The sequence below is a fragment of the Streptomyces sp. NPDC005799 genome (genome assembly GCF_040630525.1).
Lineage (GTDB): Bacteria > Actinomycetota > Actinomycetes > Streptomycetales > Streptomycetaceae > Streptomyces > Streptomyces griseorubiginosus_B.
The window spans coordinates 1-14029 of sequence record NZ_JBEXXQ010000099.1; the positions used below are offsets into that span (position 1 = coordinate 1).

Below are 14029 nucleotides of genomic sequence, written 5' to 3' on the forward strand. Positions count from 1 at the left end.
CCCAGGTCGAGTTGGCCACCGCCGAGTGGGTCGACTGGTACAACCACCGCAGGCTCCACGGTGAGATAGGCCACGTCCCGCCCGTCGAATACGAAGCCAGCTACTACACCGAATCCACGAAACCCCAGGTCACAACCACAGCCTGAGATCTCTACCGAACCCGGGGCGGTTCACTGGACACCTACGCAAACGTCCGCAAGCGGCTCGCCGCGGAACTGGGCACGGACCCCGGCTCGGAGCTGCAGAAGGTCCACGAGTCGATTCTGCGCGGAGGCCGGGCAGAGACAGTCGCCCGGCCAGGGCCCGGGGCGCCGGCCAGGGACACTCCCCGGCCTACCTCTGCGCCCCTCCAACTGCCCATGGGAGTGCGTGGGTTCACCGGTCGGGGCAAAGAGCTCGCCCAGTTGGACGAAGTCCTCGCCTCAGTAGCGAACCAGCCGTCAGCGGTGGTGATCACAGCAGTGTCGGGCGCGGCAGGGGTGGGCAAGACCGCGTTGGCCGTGCACTGGGCGCGGGGGGCCCAACGATCTTTTCCTGACGGTCAGTTGTACGTGAATCTGCGTGGCTTCGCTCCCGGCGGGTCGGTGATGAGCCCGGCGGAAGCGGTGCTGGGGTTCCTGGACGCTCTGGGGGTGCCGCCGGCCCGGATCCCGGCCGGTCTGGAGGCGCAGGTCGGGCTGTACCGCAGTCTTCTGGCGGGGCGTCGGATGTTAGTGGTGCTGGACAACGCCCGCAGCGCCGAACAAGTTCGTCCGCTGCTGCCCGGCTCGCCCGGCTGTCTGGCGCTGATCACCAGCCGTCGATCCCTGATCGGTCTGGCCGCCACCGAAGGCGCGCAGCTGCTGAACGTCGGCATGCTCAATGCCGGTGCAGCCCGAGAACTGCTGATCCGCCGGCTGGGCAAGGATCGGGTGACGGCCGATCCCGATGCCCTACAGAAGATCATCGGCCGATGCGCAGGCTTGCCACTCGCACTCGCGATCGTCGCTGCCCGGGCCGCCGCTCAACCCGATCTGCCGCTAGCGGCACTCGCCAAGGAATTGCGCGAGGCCGACGGGCGCCTGGACGCCCTCGACGGCGGGGAGGCGAGCAGCCAGGTGCGGGCGGTGTTCTCCTGGTCGTACCGGGCGCTGAGTCCGCAGGCCGCCCGGCTCTTCCGATTACTGGGCCTGCATCCCGGCCCGGACGCCGCGCTCCCGGCCATCGCCGCCCTGGCCGGCGTACCGGCCGCCCGCGCCCGTGAACTGCTCGCCGAACTGGTGCATGGACATCTGCTCACCGCACAACCCGTCGTCGGCCGGTACGCCTTCCACGACCTGCTGCGCGCCTACGCCGCCGAGCTGGCTGCCAGATACGACGGCGACGGCATCCGGCACGCCGCGGCGCACCGCCTGTTCGACCACTACCTGCACACGGCCCACCGCGCAGACGCCCTTTTGACACCCCGGCCCAGCCCGGCTCCGCTGCCATCTGCCCAACCGGGCGCCGAGGCCGAGGAGTTGTCAAGCCATCAACAAGCACAGGTTTGGTTCACCGCCGAGCGTTCGGCCCTGCTCGCCGCCGTGGAGCAGGCGCCCGCAGCCGGTTTCCACAGCCACGCCTGGCAGCTCGCCTCGCGGCGCCCGCCGGGTCTACGCCACCGCACGCGACCCGCGCTCGATCGACATCGACGGAGCCGTGCCGCTCGAGCTGGACATCACGGACGCCACCAGCGTGGACGCTGCAGTCCATGCCGCTCCCGACGTCGACCTGCTGGTCAACAACGCCGGCATCGCCACCCTGCAGCCTGTGCTCACCGGAGACCTCGACACCATCCGGCGCGACGTCGAGACCAACGTCTTCGGCACCCTCCAGGTGACCCGCGGATTCGCCCCCACGCTCGGCCGCAACGGCGGCGGCGGCATCGTCACGGTGCTGTCAGCCGCCTCCTGGTACGCCGTACCCGGCAACGCCGCCTACTCGGTGAGCAAGGCCGCCGCCTGGAACCTGAACAACGCCTTCCGTGTCGAGCTCGCCAAGCAGCACACCCAGGTCCTGGGCGCCCACGTCGGCCTGGTCGACACCGACATGAGCGCCGGGTGGGACTTCCCCAAGATCAGCGCCGAGGCGTTCGTGACCACCGTGCTGGACGGGCTGGCCGCCGGCGAGATCGAGGTCGTTGCCGACGACTTCGCGCGACGCGCCAAGGCATCGCTGTCCGGCCCCCCGACGACCTTGAGCCTCTAGCGATTTCGCGAGACCCGTCGATCCTGCGACACCCCGCAGCTCCGCCGACGTCGGCGCGGTGCTCGTGCTGTAGCCGGCGGTCGGTGGCGCGAGCACGCCAGCGCTCCCATCGCCCTGTGATCACCAACCCGTGACCAAGTCAACCGAGTCAGGAGCCCTCCGTGATCCGCTCTCCCTCATCCCGCGCGCCGCCCCGACATCGACCGCCAGCGCTTCCACGACCACTGGCGCCACCCACACGGCACCCTGGGCCGCCAGATCCCGGGCATGCTCACCTACGTCCAGGCGCACCAGTTCGACACCGACCGCCTCGGTCCGGGCCAGGACGAGTTCGACGGCGTCGCCATGCCCTCGTTCGACTCCGCGAAGGACGCCGCCGCACTGGTCGACGAGCCCTTGTTCGTCGACAACATCCGCCCCGACGAGCCGTTGTTCCAGGACCTGCCGAGGGTCGTCTTCTTCATCACCGAGGAGGAGGTGATCGTCTCGCGGCCCGCCATCGGCACCAGCGCCGCGGCCGATCGGCAGTGGGACGTGCTGGAGCGGCCGACCAGCATCCATCTCTGGCAGTTCGTGCACCTCGACGGCGATCCCGGCTGGGCCGGAGCTGACGACGCCGAGCTCGACCTGCGGATCGGCGCGCTGCGCCACGCAGTGAACCGGCCGAGCGCGGAGGTGCACAGCGACAGCGCACCGTTCCTCGGCGCCCGCCAGCTGTGGTGGCCCACCCTGACGGCGTTCCAGGACGGCGTGGACGCCGATCCGGCCGCCTTCGACGAGCTCCTCGCCCGGGCCGGTCACGCCGTCACCATGCTGGCGGTTTCGGAACGGTTCCTGCGCTGAGGCGGGGGCATCCTCCCTGCGGAGGGGCCTGATCGCGGCCGCATCTCCTCCGCAGGAAGGACGCGCGCCCGCTGCTTGTGGGCGGGTGGGCATAGCGGGGTCACGACCGGCGCGTCGGTCGGGTCTCCAGCGGCTCCTCGCTCGTGGGCGTGCCGCATAGCGGGACGTCGTCGCCAGTCCAGCTGCTCGCCGAGCTCGGCCGGACGGAACGCGAAGGCGCGCACTCTTCGGCTTCCGCTTCAAAACCACCGGCAAGAGGTACGTCGACGCCCCCCTGCGGTCCGTTCGTCCACGCCGTCGCGTTCCTACTGCCGTTGCGCAGCGCAGAGTTCGCGGTCGATCAGGTTGTTCTGGGCCTGCTCGGTGGACAGATCGGTCGCGCCGTCGCCGGCAGTCTCCAGTACGACAACATTCTGACCGTCGTCGGTGACGCCGTCGCGGGTGGTGTACCCGGGAAAGTCGCCGGCGTGACTGTAGTAGGAACCTCCGCAGGTCAGCGGTATCCGCATCAGTCCGAGACCATAGCTCGCGCCAGGCCAGACAATATCGAGGTCAGGGGTACGTACCATCGTCTTCATTTCGGAAAGCTGGGCCGGCTGCAGCAGTCGGCCGCCGAGGAGGGCGGTGTAAAAACGTGTCAGGTCGGCCGTGGTGCTGATGATTGCCCCAGCCGCCCCCGCAGCCGTCGGGTTGAACTCGGTTGTGTCGACAGTCTTGCCGGAGCCGCCGAAGTTGGAATATCCGTGCAAGTGCCGGCCCGGAATGTGAGTCTCGGTCGTCGGGGCGAGGGTACGGTGCAGGCCCAGCGGCCTGATGATGCGTTCCGTGACTTCCTGCTGCCAGCTGCGGCCTGTGACCTTTCTGACGATCATGCCGGCCAGGATGTAGTTGGTGTTGGAGTATGCCCACCTGGTGCCCGGGGCGAAGTCCGGATGATGGTTCATCGCCATGGCGACCAGCTGCCCTTCGGTCCACGTCGTGTACCGGTTGTTCTGGAATCCGTCCACGCTGGCAAGCATCGGGATGTCGGCCGTGTAGTTGTACAGGCCGCTGGTGTGCTGAAGCAGCTGGCGGACCGTGATGTTGGCACCGTTGTTGCCATTTCCAGACACGACACCGGGGAGCCACCGATCGACGGTGTCATCCAGTGACAGCCGCCCCTCGCCGACCAACTGGAGTATCACGGTCGCAACGAAAGTCTTGGTGGAACTCGCAATGCGGAAACGGTCGTTGGGGTGCACTGCCTGGCCCGTGGCGATGTCGGCTGTGCCTGCCGTGGCGTAGCGCTTGCGGTGGTGGGATGTCGACTGAGCGAGGACTCCGATGGGACCCGTGGCCGCGATCGCGTCCACGCTCTCCTGAAGGCTGCTGTGCCGGTGTTCGGCGCTCCTGCTGCTATGCGCCGAGTCCATAGCCGCTGCCTGGGGAACGGTGAGGATGGATGCGCCGATCGCGGCAATCAGGGCGGCGGTGCTGATCCTCTTTGCGGGCCTCAATGTGTGCTCCTTGGTAGTGGGCTGCGCAGCATGCTCTGCGACTCGATGAACACCACCGTAGAAACGTCGGACCTCGTAGACGATCACAGCAGCTGGACTATCCCATGGACCGCCTGGGGTCCCAGCCCGGTACAGCCTGCTGTACATGACTCGATAGTTGCATCGACATCGCACGGCCCACCCCAGATGGCGATCGGACCCACCGTGCTCCACAACGACCGCGATTTCGAGACCATCGTCCAGCACGGCCGGGCAACCGGTCCGCGCGATCGACCTCAGGCAACAGAGCCCGCACTGCTGCATGTCGTTACGTGCCCTTCGGCAACGAATGCCAGATCGCCGCCCACGGTGGCCGAGCGGATGTCGTCTTCACCATGCACGCTGATCGCCATCGGGTGAGGGCGTGTTGCGGCAAAAAGTACCGGGCCGCAAGCGCGGCCTGGCCGTTGACGTTCTGGCACTGGTGATCGCGGTGGTCGTGGCGGCCGCGTCGGCGCACGAGAACGCCGTCGGCATCCGATGGCCCTGCCTCCCTGGTCGTCCGGGGGCGGGACGGTCTGCGGCCCGGACCAAGACTGCGATGAGCGGTCCGTGGCGATGCCGCGGGGTAGAGGCGGGCACCGGGCACACTAGCTGCTCGCCGGCCCACCGTTCGCCGGTGCCTCGGTTCGCCAGCCGAGAAGGATCGCGCGCAGCGCCTGTTCGGCGAGGCGGCGGGCGCGTTCGTTGCCTACGTTGCCGAGGTAACTGAGCGACGCTATGCCGTACAGGGTGCCCCAGAGGATCTCGCAGGCCTGGTCCAGATCGGCCAGGACCACGTCGTGTGCGGCTGACCAGGCGGTGAGCAACTCCTTGAGGACGTCGATGGCCGGTTCCGCGACGCGTCGGCGTTCGTCCGCGTCGATCCCCGGGTCGTTCATGACCTGGTAGAGGTGGGGATGCTTGCCGGCGAACCGGACGTACTGCGACGCGATGCGCATCATGCGCCGGTCCGTGTCGGGCTCCTGTGCGGCCTGGCGAAACTCGGTCAGCATCAGGCGGTGGCCGTGCGCGACCAGCTCCAGTACGAGCGCGTCCTTGTTGGCGAAGTACTGGTAGACGACGGGTGCGGAATATTCGACGTCGGTGGCGATGCGCCGGATCGTCAGGGCCGCGACGCCCTCGGTCTCGAGGACGTGCAGCGCGGCCTCGATGATCCGCTCGCGGGTGTTCGCCCGTTCGCGGGCTCGTCTCGTGCTGGTCGACATGGTCCGTCACTTCGCTTCGATGGTGTCCTCGAACACTAGTCACCGCCCTTGACCGCGCCGAAAACGCACACCATAGTTAACGTCGTTAAGAAATCTAACAGCGTTAGGAATGTGGGACAGGTCATGATTCACCACATCAACCGGGTCACGATGAAAGCCACCGCGACGCCCGAGCAGATCGAGACGGCGCTGGAGAGCTGGCGCAACCAGGGCCGGTCGAACCCCGCCATCAAGTCCTTCATCGTCGGCCGCGACCACGGCGGCGACTACACCTACAGCGCGGTGTTCGTCGTCGAGAACCTCGACGGGCTGTTCGCCTACCTGACGCACCCGACCACCTACCAGACCGACCACCTGGGACTGAACCTGGTCGAACGGCTGGAGATCTTCGACGTCAGTGACGACGACGACCCCGACCTGGACGCCAAGATCCAGCAACTGCACCGGCGCCGCAACGAGCTCAACCCGCAGATCGCCGGAATGCTCGCCGACGTGCCCACCTACATCGGTTCCGGCGTGGACGCCTGATCGAGAACCCGGAGAAGGAGAAACGTCATGGGTAAGCACGTCGTCATCGGCGCCGGTTCCATCGGTACGAACGTCGCCCGTCTGCTCGCCGAACGCGGCCGGAGCGTCCGGATCATCACCCGCAGCGGCTCCGGCCCCGAGCACCGGCTGATCGAACGGGTCGCCGCGGACGCGTCCGACCCCTCCCGCCTGACCGAGCTGTCCCGCGGCGCGGAAGTGATCTATCACTGCGCCAATCCACCCTCGTACACGATGTGGGAGCGCCTGTTGCCGCCCCTGCAGACGGCGGTCATCGCCGCCGCCGAGGCGAACGACGCCGTCCTCGCGCTGACCGGCAGCCTGTACGCCTACGGCCCGCAGCCCGGTGGCCGGATGAACGAACAGACTCCCATGGCCGCCGTCGGGCACAAGGGCCGTCTGCGCAGACGCATGTGGGAACAGACCCTCGCCGCCAACATCCGCACCGTCGAGGTCCGCGGCTCCGACTTCATCGGCAAGGGCGCCAACGGCGTCTACTCCCTCCTCATCGAGCCTGCCCTCAAGAAGGAGAGCGTGGCCTGGATCCCCGGCCACCTGGACATGCCGCACACCTTCACCTTCAACGGCGGCATGGCGCAGGCCCTCATCACGCTGGCCTCGGAAGAACGCGCGTGGGGCCGGGCCTGGCACGTCCCGTCCCCGCCGGCCGTCACCATCCGCGAGCTGGCGCGGCGCTACGCCGCCGCAGCGGGCCGGCCACCGATCAAACTGATGCAGATACCGCGCTTGGTGACGCGTGCGGCCGGGCTGATCGTGCCCATCGCCCGCGAGATGGCCGAGATGGACTACCAGTGGTACGCGCCGTTCCACATGGACGCGACGGAAACGGCCGAGACCTTCCGCCTGACCGCAACCGACCTCGACACCGCCGTCCGAAACGAGGTCAGCTGAACTGAACTCCCACCGCCACACCGGCAGGCCAACGACCTGGCCGCCGACACCAGGTAGCTGCCTCTCGAAGTCGGTCAGTCACGTCAGGGTCTGTACGGTCTTCGGCTCTGGCCCGTAGCCAGTGGTGACGCCGAGCAGCCATCGCCCTCGGTCATGATCTCGTGATGGATATCAACTCCCTTATGACAACAGTCTTTTCGGGGCTTTCGGCGCTGGTCGTCGAGGACGTGTCGGACGACGGCGACGCGGCGGTGTCCTCGGCCCCGGGAGGCCGTCTGGTCGAGGTGCTCACCCGGGAGATGACGCTCGAGCTGCCGCTGCTGGACGTCTTCGGCCGTGGCGGAGCCCTGAGGTCCTGCTGGTACGGCGACTGCCTGCCCTCCCGCGACTTCCCGATGCTCATCGACCTCTGGGGCCGCCTGGCCCTGGACGCCTTCGTCACCGAGACGATCGCCCTGGACGAGGTCGAGGACGCCTTCGCCCATATGCACCGGAGTGACGTCCTGCGTTCGGTGGTGATGCTGTGATGACAGGCGTCCGCATCGAGCACGTCATCACCTCGGGCACCTTCAGTCTGGACGGCGGCACCTGGAACGTCGACAACAACGTCTGGATCGTCGGCGACGACCACGAGGCGGTCGCCCTCGACGCCGCCCACGACGCGGAGGGTCGCTCGTGCCGTCGGAGACCACCGTCTGACCGCCGTCGCGTGTACCCATGCCCACAACGATCTCATCGCCGTGAGCCTGGGTGAACCGCGCACCGCGCGGACCAGCACCGGTTGCCGCCACTTCGACCGGAGCAGGAGCCTTAAGCAGCTCGCTACCTGCTGTCCGTGGAAGCGGCGGTCCAGGTTCCCGCCGAGACCTCCTTAACCGCCTCAACGATGCCCTCCAGCCCCTCCCCCCTCCGGCCGACTCACGGTCCTGTCCGGGTTCCTCGGCGCGGTGAAGTCGTGGTACGAAAAAGGGGGGACGGACGGGGGGAGGGTCTCGGCAATCGAGTCGTTGGCTGGATCAGACGGTGACGAGCTCCAGGCCGAAGTAGCCATTGCCCACGGGGTACGTCTTCGAGCGGCGCCATCCCGAGGCCGCGAACAGAGCGTCGAACTCGGCCAGGTCGCGTTCCATGCCGTTCGTCGTGGTGAGCATGGCCATGTCCGACAGGGTGGCCAGGTCGGGCTTGCCGATCTCTCCGACGACCATCTCGACGACCAGCGCGCGTCCTCCCTCGTGTACGGCGGACCGGCAGTTGCGCAGGATGGTCGTGCACTGGTCGTCGTCCCAGTCGTGCAAGATCGTCTTCACCAGGTAGAGGTCGGCCGGGGGAACCTCCACGAAGAAGTCGCCGCCCACTGCAGAGAAACGGCCGGACAGGCCGCGCTTTTCGGCCTCGCCACGGGCAGCCTCGACGACGTGCGGCAGGTCGAGGACCTGCCCGTTCAGGCCTGGGTCGGCCTCCAGCAGCGCCAGCACAAAATCACCGTTCGAACCGCCGACGTCGACGACGGTGGACACACCCGCGGTGGATACGGCGGCCACGGCTCCCTGCGTCACCAGGCCCGACAGGTCTCCCATCGCCTGGGCGAAGAGGGCCGCTTCCGCGGCGTTCTCCGGCTTGGCGTAGTACTCGAAGATCTCCATCCCCAGCGCCTTCTTGGTCTGGGTCTTGCCCTCCCGCACGGCGTCGGAGAAGGTCGCCCAGGATTGCCAGAGCGCCTGGCCGGTCTGGGCCAATACCAGGGAGCGCATGGAGCCGGGGACCCCGGAACGCAGCAGGCCGCCCCGTCCGGTGAGACCGAAGCGACGGTCCCCCTCGTGGCTCAGCAGGCCGATCGAGGAGGCCGCGCGCATCAGACGGTACGTGGCCTGCGGATGACTGCCCTCGTGCTCGGCCACCTCCTCGGCCGTCATCGCTCCCTCGGAGAGGTGGTCGGCGATGTGCAGCGCCGCGATGCCCCTCAGCACCTGTGCGCGGACGAGGCCGATCAGCAGGTCGAAGACAGCGGCGGCATCGGCACCGGGGTTGCTCGACGGAACGTCGGTGCCGAGATTGGTGTCAGACATGACAGCTAGAACCCTTCAGTACTCACCATGAGGCGGAAGCATGGAAGCAAGCGCGCAGTCTCTGTCTCGGCGCGATGCGACATCGTTGTCCGCATTGCTCACCCTAGGGAGACCGCGGCGGCGTGCGCTTGTACGACAGCGCCACTCTGATGGAACGTCGGTGCCAGGCGATGCGGGCCGTGCTGGAATCAGGCCGCAAGAATGCGGCAGTCGTCGGCAGGACGAGGCGGGGCGTTGAGATGAGCGACACGGAACACACCGAACCTCAGCCCGAGGGACCGGCACCGGGAAGGAAGTTCTTCGTCGACACGACGGCCCCGACCATCGCGGGAAACGGCTTCGACGTCTTCCGGCGTGCGTGGGAAGCGCAGATCGGAGAGGCGCTCCCGCTTCCGCCGTGGGAGCCGGTCGGATCGGGTGAGTTCCGGATCCGGGTCCGTGCGTCCAAAGTGCACGACACGGTGATCTCGGGCATCTACGGCGAGTTGATGGCCGGCGGCACCCGGGGCACCTCCCACCACCTTGAGGACCGGGTCCTGGTGCATGTGATGCAACGCGGCGAGTGGCGCTTCGTCTCTCCCCGCAACCGGGGCGAGACCGCCGTACCGGCTGGGCAGTTCATCGTGCGCCACAACGGCCCTCCGGCCCGCTTCGAAGTGGCACCGCATTCGACCGCGAAGGTATTGATCCTGCCGGCCACGCCGCTCAGTGCGCTGATCCGCGACCGGGCGACCGTCGGCCCGGCCGACTCGCCCGAACTGCGACTGCTCATGGCGTACACCGAGATGGTCGCGGCGACGCTCGGCGACCTGACCCCCGCCGGTGCACGAGCGGCCCGCAACTCCCTGCTCGAACTGGTCAAAGGGGTTCTCATGCAGACATTCGACGACACCGAACCCCTGCTGGCCCCCGCGTTGGCCCAGGCGGCCAGGGACATCGCAGACAGCCGCCTCACCGACCCCGACCTCTCCCCTGCGACTCTGGCCCGCGAACTCAAAGTCTCCGTAAGGACGTTACACCGGGCTTTCGCCGAGACCGACGACTCGGTGGCCGCGTACATCCGCCGCAGACGTCTGGAGCAGTCCCGTCTCGAACTGACAGCGCCGGGTACCCGCCCGAGCGTCTCGGAGATAGCCGCACACTGGCAGTTCGCCGACAGCAGCCACTTCGTCCGCGCCTTCAAGAAGGAGTACGGCCAGACACCTGCCGAATACGCCCGCAGGCAGAAGTGATCTGCGGATCGGGGTTACTTCAGGCGATGGCCGAGCAGCTCAAGACCGCTCCGCCGACGAGGACCTCGTGACAAGGTCGCCGTAGGGCAGCGTCACCACGTCGCAAGCGTCCAGTCCCAGTTCCTTCTCACCTGGTTCAATCGGCCGGCTGCCTCATCCCTGTTCATCCCGCCCGGCCGGAACCCCCTTGAGTTGCTTGGCCAACTCCGGGGCTGAGGCGTCCTGTTTGCTCCGGCGACCGGTGATCCACTGCCGTCCCTGCATCCCCAGCGCCCTCCCGCGTTCTCACGGCGTGCTGACCTGCTGACCGATTGCAGCCGGGGCCGGTCATGGACACACCGAATCCCGGCATCCCAGCGGAGCCGGACCTGCCCGATGATCTACGCCGTGGCCATCGGCCGCCGGCCCGCACGAGTACCCAACTCGCCATTCACACCAGACCCGTAACCTGCGACTTCACGATGCACACCGCTCATCCTCCGCATCCGCCACCGCAGCCACCCCCTCCACCGCAGCCACCGCCACCGCCTCCACCGTCTCCGCCGGAAGACGAGTGGGAGGTCGATACGGTCGGCCCGAACAGTGCCTCGCGCAGTGACGCGTCCTCGAGTCCCCATCCGCCTGCGCGGGCGAAGTGCATGACAGATTCAGACACCGCGATCGCAGTGGCGCCGTAGACGCGGCGTACGTACTTTCGTGGCTCCTGCCTCATATCCCAGCTGGCCCGGCTCAAGCGCTCCGAGGCCCGGGTGGTCTCGTCGTGGAACGGCACCGCCACGAGGATCAGCACCGGGGTCAGCAGAAGGCACAGGACCAGGAAGCCGACCGGCCGCCCCAGCCGGACGCCGTTGACCAAGCGGGCGATGCCGACTCCGAGGACGGCCATGGGCAGCAAAAGAACAAGCCGCGAGGCCAGGGAGCGACCACGCGTCAGCCGTACGCCGTCGGCGATGGCGACGAGACGTGTGCGGCGTACCGGCTGCGCCTTCGACGCCCGTCGGCGCACCTCTGCCAGGGTGAGACGCTCGTCTGTGCCGAACACTTCGAGCACCGAGGCCTGGACGGGTTCCTCGGGCGCCTGACCGCAGACGCTGATCCTGTGGTCCCCGTCAACACGCAGGCGCCCGCTGTCGATCAGGGCGTACACCGCCGTGTCCACCACACCCGCCTCGCACTGGCACACCCTGGCGTACGTATACACGTCCACCGGCCCCACAGGCCTTGACCGGCGCCCTCGGACCAAGAGCCGCACAAGGGCGGCCACCAGTATCGACACGCCCAAAGCGATGCCGTACACGCCCAGGAACTGCGGACCACTCAACCCCCACGGTTGTTCCAAGTCACCTCCACACGACAGTCGGGACGGAACAAGGGTGGCAGGCGACCAAGCGGGACGCTTCAGGGAAACCACGTAATCCCGTACGTAGTGAACCGCTCCGGAACAGTCCGGGGCCTCCACCGATCCCGGAGCGGTTCACGCCTGGGCGGCGCGAAAGGACGCCAAGCCGGGGAGTACCCTCTCTGTCAGCCTTGGGTGAGACGCCCCGCTTCGGCGGGTTAGCCTGAGAGGGCACGACAGGAGAACCACCCCTCATGACCAGCACCACCCCCGCCGGATCCGACCCGGCTCCCCGGCCGAAGCGCCGCACTTTCAGCCCCGAGTACAAGCTGCGGATCGTGGCCGAGTACGACGCCGCGCCCAAGAACGAAAAGGGCGCGATCCTGCGCCGCGAGCGCCTGTACCACTCGCATGTGAAGGAGTGGCGGGCTGCGCGGGATGCCGGGGCCCTGGAGAAGCTGGTCGACAAGCGCACCAGCCCGGCGAGGCCGAAGAAGTCTGCTGCCGAGGCGGAGAACGAGAAACTGCGCCGTCAGGTGGAGCGTCTGGAGAAGGAACTGGCGCGGAACAAGGCGGCGTTGGAGGTCATGGGAAAAGCTTCCGCGCTCTTGGAAATGATCTCCGAGGGCGCGGACTGACGCGCGCCGCCGCCCCGGTCACCGACGATGCCTTTGCCGGCGTCGAGGACGTGCTGGGCATCACCGCCGCGTGCCGGCTGACCGGCCGCTCGCGGGCCACCCACTACCGCAGGCTGCAGCCGTCACGGGAGCGAGAGCCCAGGAAACCGCAGGTCCAGCCCTCGGCTCTGACGGCCGAAGAGCGCGCTGCGGTACTGGAGCTGATGAACTGCGACGAGTACGCCGAACTCCCGCCCGCCCAGATCTGGGCCCGCGAGCTGGACGCCGGGCGCTACCACTGCTCGGTGTCGACGATGTACCGGATCCTGCGCGAGAAGGGCCAGTCCGGCGAGCGCCGAAGACAGGCCACCCATCCCGCCCGGACGGTGCCCGAGCTGGTGGCCACCGGCCCGTCGCAAGTGTTCACCTGGGACATCACCAAGGCGGCCGGACCGGCCAAGGGCATCTGGTACCACGCCTACGTCATCATCGACATCTTCAGCCGATACATCGTCGGCCACACCGTCGAGGCGGCCGAATCGGCCGAGCGGGCCGAGGAGCTGATCCGCGAGACCATCACCCGCAACGGCATCGTGCCCGAGACCGTGCACGCGGACCGCGGCACCTCGATGACGAGCAAGAAGGTCTCCCAGCTGCTGATCGATCTCGGGGTGACAAGGTCGCACTCCCGGCCGAAGGTCTCCAACGACAACCCCTACAGCGAGGCGACGAGTGGGTCTACAACGGCGGCACTGCCGGCTCAACGAAGGTGGCCAACTACTCCTTCGCCTCAAGTGTGCGAGACATCTGGGTGCGGGAAGGCCTGGGTAACGGAGGCGTCTGCACGGTCATGGCCGGTGGCGTACACAGCATCTACACCTACTGAGATGTTCGGGCGGCCCGAGGATCAAATCCCCTCAGGCCACCCGATCATCCGTCTTCGCCATCCAGCAGCTGCTCGGCGCACGGTGCGCGATCCTGCTGGCGGACCGCCACACCACCCAGTGCAGGGAGAACCGAGAAACAGTCCCTGGAAGAGCGCAGAGGTGGGAGGCGGTGGCATGGGTGCCTGCGACGTCCGGTAGCTCGTGGGCCAGGTCCCAGTCTCGCGGTTGTCGACATTGCGAAGCAGGATGTCCATCACTGTTGTGGACGCGTACGTTGATCTTCATCGGGTCTCTCCTTCGTGGATACCCCGGCTTCAGCCGGGGGAGGAAACGAAGCTCCTGCGGAGCAGGGCAGGAAGAGCCGGTTCGCCGCCAGGGCGAACCGGCGTTCGCCGACAGCCGGCCGATACCTAGGACTCACACGGAATCTGATACGGTGTGAGGTATGCCACGGCAGGTCAAGCGGGCGTTCAGGTACCGCTTCTACCCCACGGACGAGCAGGCGGCGGAGCTGTCGCGTACCTTCGGCTGTGTCCGCCTGGTGTACAACAAGGCGCTGGAGGAGCGGACCCGGGCCTGGTACGGCGAGCAGCGCCGGATCTCCTACGTGCAGTCCTC

14 protein-coding genes and 4 pseudogenes are annotated in these 14029 nt (G+C 67.7%); 13 read left to right on the forward strand and 5 right to left on the reverse strand.

All coding sequences use genetic code 11. The features are described 5' to 3' along the window. Together ABZ453_RS48440 and ABZ453_RS48445 are read left to right on the forward strand one after the other, a co-directional pair. Window positions 1-146 (forward strand): integrase core domain-containing protein (locus tag ABZ453_RS48440; protein ID WP_359026117.1); only part of this gene is annotated, 146 nt, incomplete at its 5' end. Window positions 147-359: 213 nt separating this feature from the next. Next, window positions 360-980 (forward strand): annotated as a pseudogene (locus ABZ453_RS48445) (NB-ARC domain-containing protein); the annotation flags it as partial. A 180-nt stretch (window positions 981-1160) separates the two neighbouring features. Here ABZ453_RS48445 and ABZ453_RS48450 read toward each other — a convergent pair. Next, window positions 1161-1412 carry a hypothetical protein gene (locus ABZ453_RS48450; RefSeq protein ID WP_359026096.1) on the reverse strand — a complete coding sequence of 84 codons (252 nt, stop codon included), beginning with the start codon at window positions 1410-1412 and terminating at the stop codon, window positions 1161-1163. Window positions 1413-1665: 253 nt separating this feature from the next. On the opposite strand from ABZ453_RS48450, the gene ABZ453_RS48455 reads away from it, so the two are divergent. Beyond that, window positions 1666-2226 (forward strand): SDR family NAD(P)-dependent oxidoreductase, encoded by a 561-nt coding sequence (locus ABZ453_RS48455; RefSeq protein ID WP_359026119.1) that lies wholly within the window; start codon window positions 1666-1668, stop codon window positions 2224-2226. 198 nt (window positions 2227-2424) lie between these two features. Further along, entirely contained in the window at window positions 2425-3069 is a 645-nt protein-coding gene (locus ABZ453_RS48460) for an EthD family reductase (RefSeq protein WP_359026121.1), read from the forward strand. 305 nt (window positions 3070-3374) lie between these two features. Here the strand turns inward: ABZ453_RS48460 and ABZ453_RS48465 are convergent, their stop codons facing one another. Continuing rightward, entirely contained in the window at window positions 3375-4652 is a 1278-nt protein-coding gene (locus ABZ453_RS48465; RefSeq protein WP_359026098.1) for a serine hydrolase domain-containing protein, read from the reverse strand. A 325-nt stretch (window positions 4653-4977) separates the two neighbouring features. Here ABZ453_RS48465 and ABZ453_RS48470 point away from each other — a divergent pair. Further along, window positions 4978-5082 (forward strand): annotated as a pseudogene (locus tag ABZ453_RS48470) (IS5/IS1182 family transposase); the annotation flags it as partial. Window positions 5083-5194: 112 nt separating this feature from the next. Here ABZ453_RS48470 and ABZ453_RS48475 read toward each other — a convergent pair. Continuing rightward, window positions 5195-5812 carry a TetR/AcrR family transcriptional regulator gene (locus ABZ453_RS48475; RefSeq protein ID WP_359026100.1) on the reverse strand — a complete coding sequence of 206 codons (618 nt, stop codon included), beginning with the start codon at window positions 5810-5812 and terminating at the stop codon, window positions 5195-5197. Between the two features lie 123 nt (window positions 5813-5935). Here ABZ453_RS48475 and ABZ453_RS48480 point away from each other — a divergent pair, with 123 nt between their 5' ends. From ABZ453_RS48480 to ABZ453_RS48495, 4 genes and pseudogenes are all read left to right on the forward strand, one after another. Further along, window positions 5936-6340 (forward strand): Dabb family protein, encoded by a 405-nt coding sequence (locus ABZ453_RS48480; protein ID WP_359026102.1) that lies wholly within the window; start codon window positions 5936-5938, stop codon window positions 6338-6340. Window positions 6341-6367: 27 nt separating this feature from the next. Further along, a complete protein-coding gene (locus ABZ453_RS48485; RefSeq protein ID WP_359026104.1) occupies window positions 6368-7270 on the forward strand; it encodes an NAD-dependent epimerase/dehydratase family protein in 903 nt (300 codons plus the stop codon). A 275-nt stretch (window positions 7271-7545) separates the two neighbouring features. After that, window positions 7546-7797, forward strand: a pseudogene (locus ABZ453_RS48490) (S-(hydroxymethyl)mycothiol dehydrogenase); the annotation flags it as partial. Continuing rightward, window positions 7797-8025 (forward strand): annotated as a pseudogene (locus ABZ453_RS48495) (MBL fold metallo-hydrolase); the annotation flags it as partial. The pseudogenes ABZ453_RS48490 and ABZ453_RS48495, both read left to right, overlap by 1 nt. A gap of 261 nt (window positions 8026-8286) precedes the next feature. Here ABZ453_RS48495 and ABZ453_RS48500 read toward each other — a convergent pair. Continuing rightward, window positions 8287-9336, reverse strand: coding sequence for a methyltransferase (locus ABZ453_RS48500; RefSeq protein WP_359026106.1), 1050 nt, complete (start codon window positions 9334-9336; stop codon window positions 8287-8289). A 239-nt stretch (window positions 9337-9575) separates the two neighbouring features. Here ABZ453_RS48500 and ABZ453_RS48505 point away from each other — a divergent pair, with 239 nt between their 5' ends. After that, window positions 9576-10568 carry a helix-turn-helix domain-containing protein gene (locus ABZ453_RS48505; protein ID WP_359026108.1) on the forward strand — a complete coding sequence of 331 codons (993 nt, stop codon included), beginning with the start codon at window positions 9576-9578 and terminating at the stop codon, window positions 10566-10568. A 472-nt stretch (window positions 10569-11040) separates the two neighbouring features. On the opposite strand, the gene ABZ453_RS48510 is transcribed toward ABZ453_RS48505, so the two are convergent. Further along, window positions 11041-12027 (reverse strand): TIGR04222 domain-containing membrane protein, encoded by a 987-nt coding sequence (locus ABZ453_RS48510; RefSeq protein ID WP_359026111.1) that lies wholly within the window; start codon window positions 12025-12027, stop codon window positions 11041-11043. 134 nt (window positions 12028-12161) lie between these two features. Between ABZ453_RS48510 and ABZ453_RS48515 the strand changes: the two genes are divergently transcribed. The 3 genes from ABZ453_RS48515 to ABZ453_RS48525 form a co-directional block, all read left to right on the forward strand. Next, window positions 12162-12545, forward strand: coding sequence for a hypothetical protein (locus ABZ453_RS48515; RefSeq protein ID WP_359026113.1), 384 nt, complete (start codon window positions 12162-12164; stop codon window positions 12543-12545). Between the two features lie 50 nt (window positions 12546-12595). After that, on the forward strand, window positions 12596-13609 hold the full coding sequence (locus ABZ453_RS48520) for a DDE-type integrase/transposase/recombinase (protein WP_359026115.1): 1014 nt from the start codon (window positions 12596-12598) through the stop codon (window positions 13607-13609). A 247-nt stretch (window positions 13610-13856) separates the two neighbouring features. Then, the coding region (locus ABZ453_RS48525) for a helix-turn-helix domain-containing protein (protein ID WP_359026123.1) at window positions 13857-14029 on the forward strand (173 nt) is incomplete at its 3' end.

Coding starts and splice junctions, on each gene's coding strand:
- ABZ453_RS48515 (WP_359026113.1), top strand. CDS start 12,162: ATGACCAGCACCACCCCCGCCGGATCCGACCCGGCTCCCCGGCCGAAG.
- ABZ453_RS48480 (WP_359026102.1), top strand. CDS start 5,936: ATGATTCACCACATCAACCGGGTCACGATGAAAGCCACCGCGACGCCC.
- ABZ453_RS48475 (WP_359026100.1), bottom strand. CDS start 5,812: ATGTCGACCAGCACGAGACGAGCCCGCGAACGGGCGAACACCCGCGAG.
- ABZ453_RS48485 (WP_359026104.1), top strand. CDS start 6,368: ATGGGTAAGCACGTCGTCATCGGCGCCGGTTCCATCGGTACGAACGTC.
- ABZ453_RS48505 (WP_359026108.1), top strand. CDS start 9,576: ATGAGCGACACGGAACACACCGAACCTCAGCCCGAGGGACCGGCACCG.
- ABZ453_RS48500 (WP_359026106.1), bottom strand. CDS start 9,336: ATGTCTGACACCAATCTCGGCACCGACGTTCCGTCGAGCAACCCCGGT.